Here is a 16,028-nt window from a genome sequence, read left to right on the forward strand (position 1 = left end):
AACAAGGAATTGCGCCATGAAAAAAATGACCCTCCTGGCCATTGCCGCACTGCTCGGTGCCTGTTCCAGCGCGCCGCTGGCGAGCAAGCATCACCTCGAAGGCGAAGTGTTCTACCTGCAACGCATCGCCCTGCCACCCACCGCAACCCTGAGCGTGAGCCTGCAAGATATCTCCCTGGCCGATGCTCCGGCGGTGGTGCTCGATCAACAGAGCGGTCCGATCAAAGGACAGGTCCCGCTGCCATTCCGCCTCAGTTATGATCCGTCCCAGGTCAAGCCCGGCCATCGCTACGCCGTGAGTGCCCGCATCGACGCAGACGGCCAGTTGATGTTCATCAGCACCGAACAACACACCGTGCAACTCGATGGCAACGATCCGCAGCCGTTGAAGATCCGCGTCAACCCTGCACGTTGATCCCTTTCCATTCATTTCAAGGACGCTGTCATGCTCCGCTCTACTCTACTGTTCGCCGGTCTTCTGGCCTGTGCCAATGCCATGGCGCTGTCCCTGGGTGACCTGTCGCAAAAAGACGCCACGGGAGGCCTCAAGGATGCCTTGACCCAGGGTGCTCAAGTGGCGGTCAAGCAACTGGGCACGCCTGGGGGGTTCAGCAATAACCCGGAAGTGAAAATCGAACTGCCGGGCAAGCTCGGCAAAGTCGCCAGCAAGATGAAAGCCTTCGGCATGGGCGATCAGGTGGATCAACTGGAAGCCAGCATGAACCAGGCTGCCGAGACGGCCGTGGTCCAGGCCCAACCGATTCTGGTCAACGCCGTGAAGAACATGAGCGTGGACGACGCCAAGGGCATCTTGAGCGGTGGCAACGACTCGGCGACGCAGTATCTGAACAAGAGCAGCCGCGAGCAGATTCGCGCCAAGTTCCTACCCATCGTCAAGCAAGCCACCGACAAGGTCGGCCTGGCCCAGAAATACAATGCCTTTGCCGGCCAGGCCGCGACGTTCGGCGTCTTGGATGCCAAAAGCGCCAACGTCGAAAACTACGTGACCGAGCAGGCACTGGACGGCTTGTTCGAAATGATCGGCAAACAGGAAGCCGCGATTCGCCAGAACCCGGCAGCCGCAGCCACCAGCCTGGCGAAGAAGGTGTTTGGCAGCCTCTGAATGCGCTAAGCAACTGTGGGAGCGAGCCTGCTCGCGATGGGGATGTCAGCCTTCAGACCTTTGATGGCTGTTACACCGCTATCGCGAGCAGGCTCGCTCCCACATTGCTTTGCGGTGGACGGCAAATCTGCGATCACCTCGGACCCTGTGGGAGCAGGGCTTGCCCGCTCCCACAAAAAGATTTGCTGTTCACAGCCTCTCAGTCAGGTTTTCTTGACCCTGAACCAGGCCGCGTACAACGCTGGCAGGAACAGCAGCGTCAACGCCGTCGCCACGATCAGCCCGCCCATGATCGCCACCGCCATCGGCCCGAAGAACAGGCTGCGCGACAGTGGAATCATGGCCAGCACCGCCGCCAGGGCAGTGAGCACGATCGGACGGAAGCGTCGTACCGTGGCTTCGATGATCGCCTGCCACGGCGTCAGCCCTGCCTCGATGTCCTGTTCGATCTGATCCACCAGGATCACCGAGTTGCGCATGATCATCCCCGAGAGGGCGATGGTGCCCAGCATGGCGACGAAACCGAAGGGTTGGCGAAACACCAGCAGGAACAGCGTGACACCGATCAGCCCCAGGGGCGCCGTCAAAAACACCATGGCGGTGCGTGAGAAGCTGCGCAGTTGCAACATCAGCAAGGTCAGCACCACCACGATGAATAATGGTACCCCGGCATTCACCGACTTCTGCCCTCGGGTCGAATCCTCGACCGTGCCGCCGACCTCCAACAGATAACCATCCGGCAACTCTGCGCGAATCGGGTCCAGGGTCGGGAAGATCTGCTGCACCAGGGACGCCGGCTGTTCCTTGCCATAGATATCGGCCCGCACGGTCACGCTGGGCAGCCGATTGCGATGCCAGATCACGCCCTCTTCGAAGCCGTACTCCAGCGTCGCGATCTGCGACAAGGCCACACTCTGGCCATTCTCGGTAGGCACCGCCAGGCTCGGCAGCAGCGTCAGTTCGGTGCGTTCGTGCACCGTGCCACGCAACAGGATCTCGATCAGTTCGTTGTCCTCCCGGTATTGGCTGACACTGGAACCGATCAGGGAGCTCTGCAGGAACTTCGACAGGTCGGCGGTGCTCACGCCCAGGGCCCGGGCGCGCTCCTGGTCAACGTTCAGGTACACGACTTTGCTCGGCTCTTCCCAATCCAGGTGCACGTTCGTCACGTAGGGGTTTTCGCGAACCTTCGTGGCCACTTTCCGCGCCAGGGCTCGAACCTTTTCAATATGCTCGCCGGTCACCCGGAACTGTACCGGGTAACCCACGGGTGGGCCGTTTTCCAGACGTGTGACCCGCGAGCGCATAGTCGGGAATTGTTCGTTCAGGGTACTGATCAGCCAACTGCGCAGGGGCTCGCGTTCTTCGATGGTCTTGGCCAGCACCACGAACTGGGCAAAGCTCGGCGCCGGCAGTTGTTGATCCAGCGGCAGGTAGAAACGCGGTGAACCGGTGCCGACATAAGCCACATAATTGTCGATACCCGGATGATCCTTGAGCAACGCCTCCAAGCGCTTGACCTGTTCGGCGGTGTTGCTCAGGGAGGCGCCTTCTTCCAGCTTCAGATCGACCATCAGCTCCAGCCGCCCCGATGCCGGGAAGAACTGCTGCGGGACAAAGCGAAACAGCATCACCGAGCCGATAAACAACAGCACGGTCAAGGCGATGACGGTTTTGCGCCGACGCACGCACCACTCCACCAACCGCCGGACCCGCTGGTAGAACGGTGTCCCGTAAGGGTCGGGCTGGCCGTTACCGATCCCGTGCTTGGCTGCATGGATTTTCGCCAGGTCCGGCAGGAGCTTCTCTCCCAGGTAGGGCACGAACACCACGGCAGCCACCCAGGAGGCCAGCAATGCGAGGGTCACCACCTGGAAAATCGAGCGGGTGTATTCGCCGGTGCCCGATTGCGCCGTGGCGATGGGCAGGAATCCCGCCGCCGTGATCAGCGTACCGGTGAGCATCGGGAACGCCGTGCTCGTCCAGGCGTAGCTGGCCGCCTTGATCCGGTCGAAGCCCTGCTCCATCTTGATTGCCATCATCTCCACCGCAATGATCGCGTCATCCACCAGCAACCCGAGCGCCAGCACCAGCGCGCCCAGGGAAATCTTGTGCAGGCCGATTCCCAGGTAATACATCGCCGCGAAGGTCATTGCCAGCACCAGTGGAATCGCCAGGGCGACCACCATCCCGGTACGCAGCCCCAGGGAAAAGAAGCTCACCAGCAAGACGATCGTCAGCGCTTCCACCAACACCTGGACGAACTCACCAACGCCAGTCTTCACCGCCGCCGGCTGGTCCGACACCTTGCGCAACTGCATGCCGGCCGGCAGGTTGTTCTGGATCCGGGCAAACTCGGTTTCCAGCGCCTTGCCCAGGATCAGGATGTCGCCCCCCTCCTTCATCGCCACGGCCAGGCCAATGGCATCTTCGCCCATGAAACGCATGCGTGGCGCCGGCGGTTCGTTGAAACCGCGACGCACGTCCGCCACATCGTCGATACGGAATGTGCGATCGGCGACCCGGATCGGGAAATTGCGGATCTCTTCCACCGTCTGGAAATTCCCCGACACCCGTAGCTGCAAACGCTCGCTACCGGTTTCGAAGAAGCCCGCAGTCGAAACGGCGTTCTGCTTTTCCAGGGCCTGCTGAACCGCCGACAAAGGCAGGCCGAGAGTCGCCAGCTTGACGTTCGACAGCTCGATCCAGATTTTCTCGTCCTGCAGACCGAGCAATTCGACCTTGCCCACATCCTTGACCCGTTGCAGCTGGATCTGCACACGGTCGGCGTAGTCCTTGAGCACTCCGTAGTCGAAACCGTCGCCGGTCAGGGCGTAGATGTTGCCGAAGGTGGTGCCGAACTCATCGTTGAAGAACGGCCCCTGGACACCCTGTGGCAAGGTGTGGCGGATGTCATTGATCTTCTTGCGGATCTGGTACCACAGCTCGGGGATCTGCGCCGAATGCATGGAGTCCCGGGCCGCGAAGGTCACCTGGGACTCGCCCGGACGGGAAAACGAGACGATTTTCTCGTAATCGCCGGTCTCCATCAGTTTCTTTTCGATGCGTTCGGTGACCTGGCGCGACACTTCTTCGGCCGTGGCCCCCGGCCAGTTGGTACTGATGACCATGGCTTTGAAGGTGAACGGCGGGTCTTCGCTCTGACCCAACTTGGTGTAGGAAAGTGCGCCGACGATGGCCAGCAACAGCATCAGGAACAGTACGATCTGGCGGTTACGCAACGCCCATTCGGAAAGATTGAAGCCCATCGGGGATTACTCCTTGGCCGCCAGGTTGACCACGCGGTTGGAGCGATCCACCGGCCGCACCTGCTGGCCTTCGAGGAGCACATGCACGCCGGCCGCCACCACCCAGTCGTTGGCACTGAGGCCCTCAAGCACCGGAACGCTCTTCTCACCGAAGGCGCCGACCCGTACCGGGACTTTCTTCAAGGTGTTGTTGGCGTTGACCACCCAGACATAGGTCGCGCCGTTTTCAGCCGTCAGGGCCGACAGCGGTACCGACAACGGCACCTTGTCGACGGCCTGGATAAAGACCCGGGCGCTCTGGCCCAATTCGGCCGGAACGCTGCCCCCGGTGAATGCGACGCGGGCGGCGAAGGTTCGAGACTTGGGATCGGCGGCCGGCGAGAGTTCGCGAATATGCCCACTGAAACGCTGACCCGGCTGGCTCCACAGTTCCACCGAGACCGGTTGGCCGATCTTGAATCGACCAAAACTCTGTTCCGGCAGGCTGATCAACACTTCACGCTCGCCATCGGTGGCGAGGGTAAAGACGGTTTGCCCGGCCTGCACCACCTGCCCGACTTCCACCGAACGCCGGGCGACCACGCCATCCTGGGGCGCCCGCAGTATCGAATAGCTGGCCTGATTGCTGGAGACGTCGAACTCCGCCTGGATCTGCTTGAGACGCGCGGCGCCAGAACGGTAGAGATTCTCGGCATTGTCGTACTGGGAACGGCTGACCATCTGCCGGTCCAGCAAGGTCTTGTAGCGATCACGCTCGGCTCGCACCAGATTCAGGTTGGCCTCGGCCGCGGCCACCTGGGCCCGGGTCGCTTCCAGTTGCAGGCGCACATCCTGGGGATCGAGTTCGGCCAGAGGTTGGTTCGCCTTGACCCGCTGCCCCTCTTCGACCAGTCGTCGGCTCACTTTACCGCCAATGCGAAAAGCCAGGTCCGGCTCGAAACGGGCCCGCACTTCTCCAGGGTAACTGTCGGTCGCCTGGGCCGAAGGCTCTGGCTTCACGACCATGGCGGGGCGCACGGCGACCGGTACCGGTTCGTCATGACCACACGCAGACAATAAAAAAGCCAGGCTGACTGGCAGGGCGAGGGGCAATGCATAGCGGAACATGGCGGCAGACCTTTCGCTAATGGTGCTTGGAATAATTATACTGACGGGTATGGTATTAATAGCAAACTCACCAGTCCAGTATTAAAGCGAAGAATGTCGAACAATCTTTTACCCTCCAGCGGCCCTGGCCGTCCGAAGGATCTGGCCAAGCGCCAGGCCATTCTCGACGCCGCAAAACGGCTGTTCATAGAATTGGGTTACGCCAATACCAGCATGGACACCGTCGCCACCGAGGCGGGCGTTTCGAAGCTGACGGTCTACAGCCACTTCAACGACAAGGAAACGCTGTTCTCCGCGGCCGTGATTGCCAAGTGCGAAGAGCAAGTGCCACCGCTTTTCTTCGAGTGGCCCGAGGGCGTACCGATCGAACACGTACTATTGAACATCGCCCGCGGTTTTCACCAGTTGGTCAGCAGCGAAGAGTCGGTGAACCTGCATCGGTTGATCATGGCGCTGGGCAGCCAGGACCCCAAGCTTTCGGCGATTTTCTACCAGGCCGGCCCCGAACGGATGCTCTCAGGCATGGAACGGTTGCTGGCCAAGGTCAACCAGAGCGGCGCCCTGTGCATCGACACCCCCCGTCATGCGGCGGAGCACTTCTTCTGCCTGATCAAGGGTGCGGCGAATTTCCGCTTGCTGTATGGCTGCGGCGCACCGTTGGAGGCTGACGCGGCCGAGGAGCATGTGCAGGAGGTGGTGGGGTTGTTCATGCGGGCTTATCGGCCTTAGATTTTCGGTGCCTGGGCTGGCCCCATCGCGAGCAGGCTCGCTCCCACAAAGGATTTGTGTCGTTCACAAAACCTGTGGGAGCAAGGCTTGCCCGCGATGAAGTTTCTGCATTTTGTCCTGGAACCGAGGCGCCCTCATCGCGAGCAAGCTTTGCTCCTACAGCTCAAGCCTTGAGCGCCTTCTTGGGATAGATGTCGTACCGACTGGATTTGCCATCGAGCCCGTGGCTCGGCTTCGGCCCTTCGATGCACGGTGCCTTGCGCGGGCGCTTGACCACCACCCGGTGCGTCGCCAGGGCCAGGGCTGCGGCCAGCAGCGCCGGGGCGTCGGGGTCGTCGCCGACCAAGGGCCGGAACAGGCGCATTTCCTTCTTCACCAGGGCGGTTTTCTCACGGTGTGGAAACATCGGGTCCAGGTAGATCACCTGGGGCGGCTCGCCTTCCCAGTTTTGCATCACCTCGATGGAATTGCCCTTGAGCAAGCGCATGCGGGCCACGATGGGCGCCACATCGAAATCCTCCGCGCCACGGGCCAGGCCATCCTCCAGTAATGCGCCGATCAGCGGCTGGCGCTCGATCAGACTCATCTCGCAGCCCAGGCTGGCCAGCACGAAGGCGTCCTTGCCCAACCCGGCCGTGGCATCCAGCACACGGGGACGCACGCCTTGGGCGATCCCCACCGCCTTGGCGATCATCTGGCCGCTGCCGCCGCCGTATAACCGGCGATGGGCCGCGCCGCCCTCGACAAAATCCACCCGCACCGGCCCCGGCGCGTCCGGCCCCAGTTGTTGCAGTTGCAGCCCGTGTTCGCCGACCTGCAGGGCAAACTCGCCATCGTCCACCTGCAAGGGCAGGCCAAGGCGCTGGGCCCAGTGCTCGGCCTGAGGCTGGAAGGCCGGGGCCAGGGCCTCGACGTGGATGCGGCAGGCCGCGGGTTGCTCACTCATGGAAAACACGCTCAAAAAATTAAGGATCGGCAAAAACGGCCGATAACAACGGTGAACGGCATTTTGCCAGAGCTGAGCGTCGACCGAGAAAAATGTCAGACATTCATTCCACATCGATAGGCGTTATCTCCCGTTACGGTGATTACAGCCTGCGCAACACCCAGGCCCTGAGCGGCGTCAGTCACCTGTGGCAAGATTTTTTTGCCCGGGCCCTGGCCGATCAGTTGGGTGAAAACGCGCCAGCGCCTGGCAGCTACCAGCCAGTCGCCCTCGATGAGGCCGTTGAACCGACCCTCGGCGCCGAACTGCTGGACCACATCGTCAGCCAGCGCACCTGCGATGTGAAAGAAACCCAGGTCAAACCGCCTGAACCGCTGTTCCTGCCTATCGCCGAATTCGAACTGGACCTGCTGGACAAGCCGTTCCCTCCCTTCCCGCCAGAAGAAATCAGCGCCCAGCAAAAACAGCAGAACTTCGAGAGCAACTGGGTTCGCCCCATTGTCCTGGCTGCTGGCCAACCATTGCCGGAACCCGGCCCGGCGCCGCAGCCACGCCCGTTGCACCTGCCGATTGCCGAGCTCGAACTCGACCTGTTGGACAAGCCCTTCCCGCCGTTCCCGGAAGAAGAAATCGTCGCTCAGCAGAAAGCCCTGGACTTCGACACCCGCTGGGCACGCCCGATCGTATTGCAGAACCTGCGTATCGCCGCCTGATCACCTACAGATCCACCAAGGCCCCACATCCAGGTGGAAATGGTTTCGGTGGGCTGCGTTGTAGTCCGGACTCAAGACCACACTGAACATGTCACAGGCACCGTCGCGCACCTGCCGCAGGAAACGCGCGTCGGCGCTGTCCTTCGGCCAGTCCCGGAGGACGCTGACCGTGCGGCCATCGGCCAGGCGAAACCCGGCGATGTCCAACGCGCTGGCCGTCGCATGCTGGCTGCGCGCCCCGTTTTCACGACCGTACATGTTGCGACAGGCGAAGCTGCCGAGGTGATCGACCCGGGACACCTTCTGCCCATAGGCCGCTTGTGCAGCCGGTTGCAGCGCATGACGCTCGAACAGGGCGAATGCCACAGCCAGGGAGCAACTGGCGAGGAAACTGCTGCTCAACGCCACCTCGCCGCCCTGCACCCGTAGCACATCGGTCAACGGGCAACTGGCGGCGGGATTGCTGTCGGCCTGGTGGGCGACCCGCAGCCCTGAGGTGGCCAGGGCCTGCTCACACAATTGCGGATCATTGCGCAGGGCCATGAGTTTATAGCGGGTCAACAGGTTCGGTGGCACACGGACGTCCAGGGGCGCCCAGGGGTTCCATTCCGGCGGCACCGGCAACCAGCCCCGCCACACCCCCAGCCCCGCGACGCCCACGAGCACCGCCAACAACGTCAAGCCTTTCGCAATCCTCACGACAACGCCTCGAGCATCAACCCTTGAACAGCTGGTTGGCCTGCTTGAACGTCATCGAGCGACGGGTAAAGGTGAACGTGCCCTGCTCACGGATTTCCCCAGCGGCGCGCATGAACTCGCCGTACGCCGCCAGAGCCAGGGCCGAACCGACGCTGATGCGCTTGGCACCCAGCTCGCTCAACTGCGCAAGTGTCAGGTCCAGTGCTCCGGACATCAGCACGTTCACCGGTTTCGGCGCCACGGCCCGTACCACTGCGAGCACTTGCTCGGCGGTACTCAACCCAGGAGCATAGAGCACATCCGCACCGGCGTCGGCGAACGCTTGCAGGCGACGGATCGTGTCATCCAGGTCGGGATTGCCGTGCAGGAAGTTCTCCGCCCGAGCGGTCAACAGGAAGGGGTAAGGCAAGCGGTGTACCGCTTCGGCCGCGGCCTTGACCCGTGCCACGGCATGTTCGAAGCAATAGATCGGGCTGTCTTCGCGCCCCGTGGCATCTTCGATGGACCCGCCGACCGCGCCGGCTTCTGCCGCGCGCAGCAAGTTGCGGGCGCAATCTTCGGGCGCGTCGGCGAAACCATTTTCGAAATCGACCGCCACCGGCAGGTCAGTGGCGGCCACGATCGCCCGCACATTGGCCAGGGTGTCTTCCAGCCCCAGTGCGCCATCCGGGCGCCCCAGGGAAAAAGCGTGGCCGGCGCTGGTGGTGGCCAACGCCTCGAACCCCAGGCTTGCCAACATCTTCGCGGAACCGGCGTCCCACGGGTTGGGAATGACAAAAGCCCCTTGGCGTTCGTGCAAGGCTTTGAACGCCTGGGCCCGACGGGTTTGCGCATCCATGTAGGTCACTCCTGAGCAGAGAGGGATTCAGCCTCAGAGCAAACCCAGTTGCTCGGCGGCGGGCTCTCTGTATAACTCAGGCAAGGCCGGCAATCCAGGCAGTCGCTGCATCAACCGATCATGAAAACGCAGCGCCAGCTTCGCCGCCAGCAGGTTGTCGGCGGTGTGCAGGAAGATATAGGGCGTGCGCCCTTCTTCGATCCAACCGGCGATCTTCTCCACCCAGGGCGTCAGGAACGGCTCGTTGGCTTCCAGCACCGGATGACCGATGAAGCGTACTTGCGGGCATTGGGTGAAGGCCGCCGGCCGGGGGGGTACGCGCGGCTTTTTCGATTGTGCATGGAGCACGGCGGGATCGGTGGAGGTGCAACTGAACAGGGCCCGGGGATCGAGGCAGATGCGCTCGACGCCACGATCTAGCAGCAGGCGATTGAGCCGCCGCTCGGCGTCCCCCTTGGCGAAGAACTCATCGTGACGAACCTCCACTGCCAATGGGCGCTGCAGGGCGTCGATGAAGCCCGCCAGTTCCGGCAACCGATTCGGCGTAAACGCCTTGGACAATTGCAGCCAGAACGGCGAAACCCGTTCGCCCAAAGGGCTGAGCAGTTGCACGAAGGTGTCGACAGCCGTCTGGTGTTCGCGCAGATCGCCGTTGTGGCTAATGTCGCCGGGGAATTTGGCGGTGAAGCGAAAGTGCCCGGGCATGGTCTCGGCCCAGCGCTGCACGATGGCCGCGGACGGGCTCGCGTAGAAAGTCGTATTGCCTTCCACGGCGTTGAATACTTGGGAATAGAGACTCAGGAATTCGGCGCTTCTGGCGTCCTGGGGATAGAGATAATCGCGCCAGGCGTTTTCGCTCCAGGAGGGGCAGCCGAGGTAGTAAGGCAACGCCATCAGATGTACAGGTCGAGCCCCAGCACTTCCATATCCCAGTCGACGAAACCGGCGGTGCTCAGGTAGCTGGCCAGGGCCGTGGCGACACTGCGGCTCATGGAACGGTGATAAAGCATGTCTTGCTGGCGGGCGGGAAGATTGCTCAGGCGCTGCGCGGACGCTTTGGCGGCGCGGGCGGCCAGTTGCTGTTCAGACGGAAACTCCAATTCGCCATCGACGTCATCGAAGGATTCCTGATCAGCAACCTTGCCTGTCCTGGGCCGGCGCTTGATGGGGTAAGACTGCGGTGAATATCCGTCTATACGCATAACAGAATGCTCAGTATCAATGATGGCAATTTAGCGGCACTTTCCCAGCCGCGCAAATGCGCAAGTGATAACTAGAACACATAAAGCCGAAAAGGTTTAAAAACCGGCCGAAAAAGTGACGACTGGCAATATTGGATGTGACTTCCGGGCTTCGGAATGACTTGTGGCGAGGGGACTACATGTTGCTATGGGTCTTGTAGCTGGTGACTTTGTGGCGAGGGGATTTATCCCCGCTCAAGTGCGTAGCGCTCGCTGGATAATTGACCGATACGATAATGGCGGGGGCGCTTCGCGCCCAGCGGGGATAAATCCCCTCGCCACAGATAAATCCCCTCGCTACAACGCTGCCCGCTTTGGAATTTCGAGGCAGGATTATCGTTCCGACTTCGGCGTGGCGACCTTGTCCCGCAGATACACCGGCTGGGCATCGTCGGCGGGGATGGCTTCGCCGCGTTCCCAGGCGAAGCGGGCCAGGGCCAACAGGTCTTCGGCGTGGGGTAGCAGGCTGGCGTCCTGGCCGCAGAGGTTGACAGCAATACGCTCGCCATAACCCCAACCGGTGCCGGCGCCAAACCACTCACCCTGCGCATCGGCCGGCAACGCCGCAACCTCGGGCGGCAGCACCGCTTCGGCTCCCACCAGACGCATCTCGCCAGCGATTTCGCGGTAGCAGCCCCAATACACCTCGTCCATGCGGGCATCGATGGCCGCGGCCACCTGATGGGCGCCGTGTTCACGCAAGGCACGCTGGGCCAACACGGCCAGGTTTGACACCGGCAACACCGGGCGCTCCAGTGCGAACGCCAGCCCCTGCACGACACCGATAGCGATGCGCACACCGGTGAAGGCCCCCGGGCCACGACCAAAGGCAATCGCATCCACAGCCTGCAAGGTGGTGCCGGCATCGCTGAGCAATTGCTGGATCATTGGCAACAGTTTCTGGGCGTGCAGGCGTGGAATCACCTCGTAATGGCTCGTGACCTTGCCGTCGTGCAGCAGGGCAACGGAGCAAGCTTCAGTCGCGGTGTCCAGGGCCAGCAAGGTGCTCATCGATGTGTCCGTCAATCAGGGGAAAAAAGGGGCGCCAGTATAAACAACTACGGCCCGCAAGCGGGCCGTAGTTGGTGCAACCGAGCAGACTTTTCAGCTCAGCGCTTCAAGCACCTTGCCGGTGATCGCATCGACCGTGCCGACGCCCGGGATGTGGCTGTACTTGGGCTTGCCACCAGTCTTGGCGGACAGCTTCTGGTAGAAGTCCACCAGCGGCTTGGTCTGGGAGTGGTAGACCGACAGGCGATGACGCACGGTTTCTTCAGTGTCGTCCTTGCGCTGCACCAGTTCTTCACCGGTGAGGTCGTCCTTGCCAGCCACTTTCGGCGGGTTGTAGACGGTGTGGTAGACGCGGCCGGACGGCTCGTGGACACGACGCCCGGCGATACGCTGGACGATCTCTTCGTCGTCGACGGCGATTTCGACGACGTGATCCAGTTCCACACCGGCTTCCACCAGGGCTTCGGCCTGTGGAATGGTGCGTGGGAAACCGTCGAAGAGGAAGCCCTTGGCGCAGTCGGATTGAGCGATGCGATCCTTGACCAGGGCAATGATCAGGTCATCCGACACCAGGCCGCCGGCATCCATGATGCTCTTGGCCTTGATGCCCAGCTCGGTGCCAGCCTTGACCGCTGCACGCAACATGTCGCCGGTGGAGATTTGCGGGATACCGAATTTTTCGGTGATGAACTTTGCCTGAGTACCTTTACCGGCCCCGGGAGCTCCCAGCAGAATGACGCGCATCGATGTGCTCCTCAATTTTTTTATGTAAAACGCTCGGATTCGCCTCGTCGGGCCAATCTCGGAAAACTGGAATCGTGACCGCCCAAACGGCCAAAGGCTGATCAAGATACACAGCGGGCCCGACCCACACAAGCCGCCGAAAGTCGGAGGAACCGGCGCCCGACGCGACCTTTGGAGGGGGTGGCGAGTGTCGCAACCGGGCAACAAACTATCGCCTGGCCGACCTGTCGCCATTCCTGAAAGGCAACGCCCGGCGACACCGGGCGAGCCGTTTCGAAGCGCCGCTTGAGCTTAGCCGGTGTTGCGCAATCCGGCGGCGATACCCGCCACAGACACCAGCAATGCTTGCTCCACGGGGCTGCCCTGGGCGACGTCCTGTTGCCGCGAGCGGGCCAGCAGTTCGGCCTGCAACAAGTGCAAGGGATCGAGGTAAGTGTTGCGCAGGCGAATGAATTCGAGCGTCTCTGGGCTATGTGCCAGTAGTTGCGACTGACCGGTCAACCCCAGCACCACGGAACAGGCCTGCGACAATAGGTCGCGTAAATGCGCACCCAAAGGTCGCAGTGCCGGCTCCACCAGACGCTCGTCGTAGGAACGCGCAATATCGGCATCGGCCTTGGCCAGCACCATTTCCAGCATGTCGATGCGGGTCCGGAAGAACGGCCACTGCTCGCGCATCTGCCCCAGCAACTCGCCCTCGCCCCGCTCCAGGGCCTTGCCCAGGGCGGTTTCCCAGCCGAGCCAGGCCGGGAGCATCAAGCGGGTCTGGGTCCAGCCGAAAATCCACGGAATCGCCCGCAGGCTTTCGATGCCACCGGCGCGGCGCTTGGCCGGCCGGCTGCCCAAGGGCAGGCGCCCCAATTCCTGCTCCGGGGTGGACTGCCGGAAGTACTCGACGAACTGGGGATTTTCCCGCACCACGGCGCGGTAGGCATTGACGCCGTCGGCCGCCAGTTCGTCCATCAGGTGTCGCCATTCGGGCGTGGGCGGCGGCGGCGGAAGCAGGGTCGCTTCCAGCACGGCCGCGAGGTACAGGTTGAGGTTCTGTTCGGCGATGTCCGGCAGGCCGAATTTGAAACGAATCATTTCGCCCTGCTCGGTGGTGCGGAAACGTCCCGCCACCGATCCCGGGGGCTGGGACAGGATCGCCGCGTGGGCCGGACCGCCGCCACGGCCGACCGTGCCGCCACGACCGTGAAACAGCAGCAATTCGACCTGCTGCTCGCGACAGATCTCCACCAGCCGTTCCTGGGCCCGATACTGCGCCCAGGCCGCCGCGGTGGTCCCCGCGTCCTTGGCCGAATCGGAATAGCCGATCATCACTTCCTGGGGCCCATGAAGACGCGCGCGATAGCCCGGCAACAGCAACAGCCGCTCGATCACCGGCCCGGCGTTGTCCAGGTCCGCCAGGGTTTCGAACAGGGGCACCACCCGCATCGGCCGCAACACCCCGGCCTCTTTCAGCAGCAGTTGTACCGCCAGCACGTCGGAAGCCGCACCGGCCATGGAAATCACATAGGAACCCAGGGACGCCGCCGGCGCCGCCGCGACCTCCCGACATGTGGCCAGGACTTCCGCCGTATCGGCCGACGGCTTGAAATTGGTCGGCAGCAACGGTCGGCGATTATTCAGTTCGTCCAGCAAGAAGCCGATACGCTGCTCCTCGCTCCATTCCTCATAACGCCCCAGGCCCAGGTAGTCGGTGATTTCCGTCATGGCCGCCGTGTGACGGGTCGAATCCTGGCGCACATCGAGCCGCACCAGGAATAACCCGAAGGTCACCGCCCGGCGCAGGCAATCGAGCAGCGGACCGTCGGCGATCACGCCCATGCCGCAGTCGTGCAGCGACTGGTAGCACAACTCCAGGGGATCCAGCAGTTCGCGGTTGTTCTGCAAGACGTCAGCGCCGGCCGGCGTGGTCGCTTTCAGGGACGCCTGGGCCCAGTTGCGCGTGGCGCGCAGGCGTTCGCGCAGTTGCTTGAGCACGGCACGGTAGGGTTCGGCGCTGTCGCCGGCCTGGGCACGCAAGGCCTCGCTGGCCTTCTGCATGGACAGGTCCGCGGCCAGTTGATCGACGTCACGCAAATACAAGTCCGCCGCCATCCACCGCGCCAGCAACAGCACTTCACGGGTCACCGCGGCGGTGACATTCGGGTTGCCGTCGCGGTCACCGCCCATCCACGAAGCAAAGCGTACCGGCGCCGCCTCCAGCGGCAGGCGCAGCCCGGTGGCGGCATGCAGGGCCTGGTCGGCTTTGCGCAGGTAGTTGGGGATGGCCTGCCACAGCGAATGCTCGATCACCGCGAAGCCCCACTTGGCTTCGTCCACGGGGGTCGGCCGGGTGCGACGGATTTCCTCGGTGTGCCAGGCTTCGGCGATCAGCCGTTGCAGGCGCTCATGGATCTGCGCACGTTCGGCACTGGTCAGGTCGCGGTGATCCTGGGCCGCCAGCTGCGCGGCGATGGCATCGTATTTCTGGATAAGGGTGCGACGGGCGACTTCGGTGGGGTGGGCCGTGAGCACCAGCTCGATCTCCAGGCGCGCCAGTTGCCGCGCCAGGGACTCGGCGGCATGGCCTTCGGCGCGCAACCGGGCGAGCAACTCAGGCAGTACCCGCGCCTCGAACGGCGCTGGCTGCGACTCTTCGCGGCGGTGGATCAGCTGGTACTGCTCGGCAATGTTCGCCAGGTTGAGGAACTGGTTGAACGCCCGCGCCACCGGCAACAGTTCGTCTTCGCTCAATTGGTTGAGACTGGCACTGAGTTCGGCATCCACGGAGCCCCGTCGATCGGCCTTGGCGCCCTTGCGGATCTGCTCGATCTTGTCGAGAAACCTGTCCCCGTACTGTTCGCGGATGGTATTGCCCAGCAGCTCGCCGAGCAGGTGGACATCCTCGCGCAAGCGGGCATCGATATCGGTCATCAGCAGTTCTCCAGCAAAAAGGTCCGGACAGCTCTTGGGTGAGACGTTCACAAGAGAGTGCCGATGCCAGCCACGTATGACAAGCGACGAAGGGTCTTTAAACCTTGTCGGACAAAGCTAGTCTCATCAGTAAGCCACACGACGGCTTGTCACTCACCGTGCCTGCCACGAGCAGGTTTAATGAGGTCATCATGAAAATCCGTGAGCTTGCCCAGCATTGGGAAGAGAACGCCAAGGGCCACCTGACCCAGACCGGCTACACCATTCACCTGGACATGGAAGCCGCCGCGCGCCTTGCCGCGATCTGCGACATGTACCCCAAGCGCCAGCCCGAGGAACTGCTCGGTGAACTGATCGGCGCCGCCCTGGAGGAACTGGAAGCGAGCTTCCCGTACATCAGGGGCTCCCAAGTGGTCGCCACCGATGAAGAAGGCGACCCGCTGTACGAAGATGTCGGCCCGACGCCGCGTTTTCTCGCCCTGTCCCGTCGTCATCTGCATGAACTCTGTTCACAGGACGACAAGTCGAAACACTGACACATCCCCCGTTTCCATCTCGCTTCCAGCGCCGTAAGCGGCGCTGGAATACCGCTGCGCGTCAGGAAAGTTCAGCTTTTTCGCGCTTGACCGATCAGTCAGCAAAGCTTTTTGGCGATTGGCCATCTTCGCTGAACTTTTGAAAAAAGC

General features: G+C 62.4%; 15 protein-coding genes. 5 read left to right on the forward strand and 10 right to left on the reverse strand.

All coding sequences use genetic code 11. From position 1 onward, the window contains the following. Positions 1–16 precede the first annotated feature (16 nt). A complete protein-coding gene (locus tag CGA22_RS08885) occupies positions 17–415 on the forward strand; it encodes a YbaY family lipoprotein (protein WP_041020846.1) in 399 nt (132 codons plus the stop codon). Positions 416–445: 30 nt separating this feature from the next. Next, positions 446–1,123 carry a DUF4197 domain-containing protein gene (locus CGA22_RS08890; RefSeq protein WP_041020847.1) on the forward strand — a complete coding sequence of 226 codons (678 nt, stop codon included), beginning with the start codon at positions 446–448 and terminating at the stop codon, positions 1,121–1,123. A 203-nt stretch (positions 1,124–1,326) separates the two neighbouring features. On the opposite strand, the gene CGA22_RS08895 is transcribed toward CGA22_RS08890, so the two are convergent. Next, positions 1,327–4,392, reverse strand: a complete 3,066-nt coding sequence (locus CGA22_RS08895) for an efflux RND transporter permease subunit (RefSeq protein WP_188258546.1) — start codon at positions 4,390–4,392, stop codon at positions 1,327–1,329. Positions 4,393–4,398: 6 nt separating this feature from the next. Then, a complete protein-coding gene (locus CGA22_RS08900) occupies positions 4,399–5,499 on the reverse strand; it encodes an efflux RND transporter periplasmic adaptor subunit (RefSeq protein WP_041024789.1) in 1,101 nt (366 codons plus the stop codon). 93 nt (positions 5,500–5,592) lie between these two features. Between CGA22_RS08900 and CGA22_RS08905 the strand changes: the two genes are divergently transcribed. Then, positions 5,593–6,228 (forward strand): TetR/AcrR family transcriptional regulator, encoded by a 636-nt coding sequence (locus tag CGA22_RS08905; RefSeq protein ID WP_041024790.1) that lies wholly within the window; start codon positions 5,593–5,595, stop codon positions 6,226–6,228. A gap of 163 nt (positions 6,229–6,391) precedes the next feature. Here the strand turns inward: CGA22_RS08905 and CGA22_RS08910 are convergent, their stop codons facing one another. Further along, positions 6,392–7,174, reverse strand: a complete 783-nt coding sequence (locus tag CGA22_RS08910; RefSeq protein ID WP_041024791.1) for a class I SAM-dependent methyltransferase — start codon at positions 7,172–7,174, stop codon at positions 6,392–6,394. 92 nt (positions 7,175–7,266) lie between these two features. Here CGA22_RS08910 and CGA22_RS08915 point away from each other — a divergent pair, with 92 nt between their 5' ends. Continuing rightward, a complete protein-coding gene (locus tag CGA22_RS08915) occupies positions 7,267–7,887 on the forward strand; it encodes a hypothetical protein (protein WP_041024792.1) in 621 nt (206 codons plus the stop codon). Here the strand turns inward: CGA22_RS08915 and CGA22_RS08920 are convergent, their stop codons facing one another. The 7 genes from CGA22_RS08920 to ppc all read right to left on the reverse strand — a co-directional run bounded on the left by CGA22_RS08920 (position 7,888) and on the right by ppc (position 15,342). Next, entirely contained in the window at positions 7,888–8,586 is a 699-nt protein-coding gene (locus CGA22_RS08920; RefSeq protein ID WP_041024793.1) for an extensin family protein, read from the reverse strand. A 16-nt stretch (positions 8,587–8,602) separates the two neighbouring features. Then, positions 8,603–9,424 carry an oxaloacetate decarboxylase gene (locus CGA22_RS08925; protein WP_041024794.1) on the reverse strand — a complete coding sequence of 274 codons (822 nt, stop codon included), beginning with the start codon at positions 9,422–9,424 and terminating at the stop codon, positions 8,603–8,605. Between the two features lie 33 nt (positions 9,425–9,457). Continuing rightward, the gene (locus tag CGA22_RS08930; RefSeq protein WP_041024795.1) at positions 9,458–10,318 is read right to left on the reverse strand and encodes a DUF72 domain-containing protein; all 861 of its coding nucleotides are present in this window, start codon (positions 10,316–10,318) and stop codon (positions 9,458–9,460) included. Continuing rightward, on the reverse strand, positions 10,318–10,626 hold the full coding sequence (locus CGA22_RS08935) for a hypothetical protein (protein ID WP_041024796.1): 309 nt from the start codon (positions 10,624–10,626) through the stop codon (positions 10,318–10,320). Before CGA22_RS08935 ends, CGA22_RS08930 begins: the two co-directional genes overlap by 1 nt. 372 nt (positions 10,627–10,998) lie before the next feature. Continuing rightward, the gene (gene tsaB, locus CGA22_RS08940; RefSeq protein ID WP_041024797.1) at positions 10,999–11,676 is read right to left on the reverse strand and encodes a tRNA (adenosine(37)-N6)-threonylcarbamoyltransferase complex dimerization subunit type 1 TsaB; all 678 of its coding nucleotides are present in this window, start codon (positions 11,674–11,676) and stop codon (positions 10,999–11,001) included. A gap of 93 nt (positions 11,677–11,769) precedes the next feature. Then, complete coding sequence (gene adk / locus CGA22_RS08945; protein ID WP_041024798.1) at positions 11,770–12,420, reverse strand: adenylate kinase; 651 nt, start codon at positions 12,418–12,420, stop codon at positions 11,770–11,772. 291 nt (positions 12,421–12,711) lie between these two features. Next, entirely contained in the window at positions 12,712–15,342 is a 2,631-nt protein-coding gene (ppc, locus tag CGA22_RS08950; RefSeq protein ID WP_041024799.1) for a phosphoenolpyruvate carboxylase, read from the reverse strand. A 191-nt stretch (positions 15,343–15,533) separates the two neighbouring features. Here ppc and CGA22_RS08955 point away from each other — a divergent pair, with 191 nt between their 5' ends. Continuing rightward, the gene (locus tag CGA22_RS08955) at positions 15,534–15,878 is read left to right on the forward strand and encodes a hypothetical protein (RefSeq protein WP_041024800.1); all 345 of its coding nucleotides are present in this window, start codon (positions 15,534–15,536) and stop codon (positions 15,876–15,878) included. The last annotated feature ends 150 nt before the right edge of the window (positions 15,879–16,028 follow it).

It is taken from the genome of Pseudomonas sp. PSB18 (assembly GCF_014596565.1).
GTDB lineage: Bacteria > Pseudomonadota > Gammaproteobacteria > Pseudomonadales > Pseudomonadaceae > Aquipseudomonas.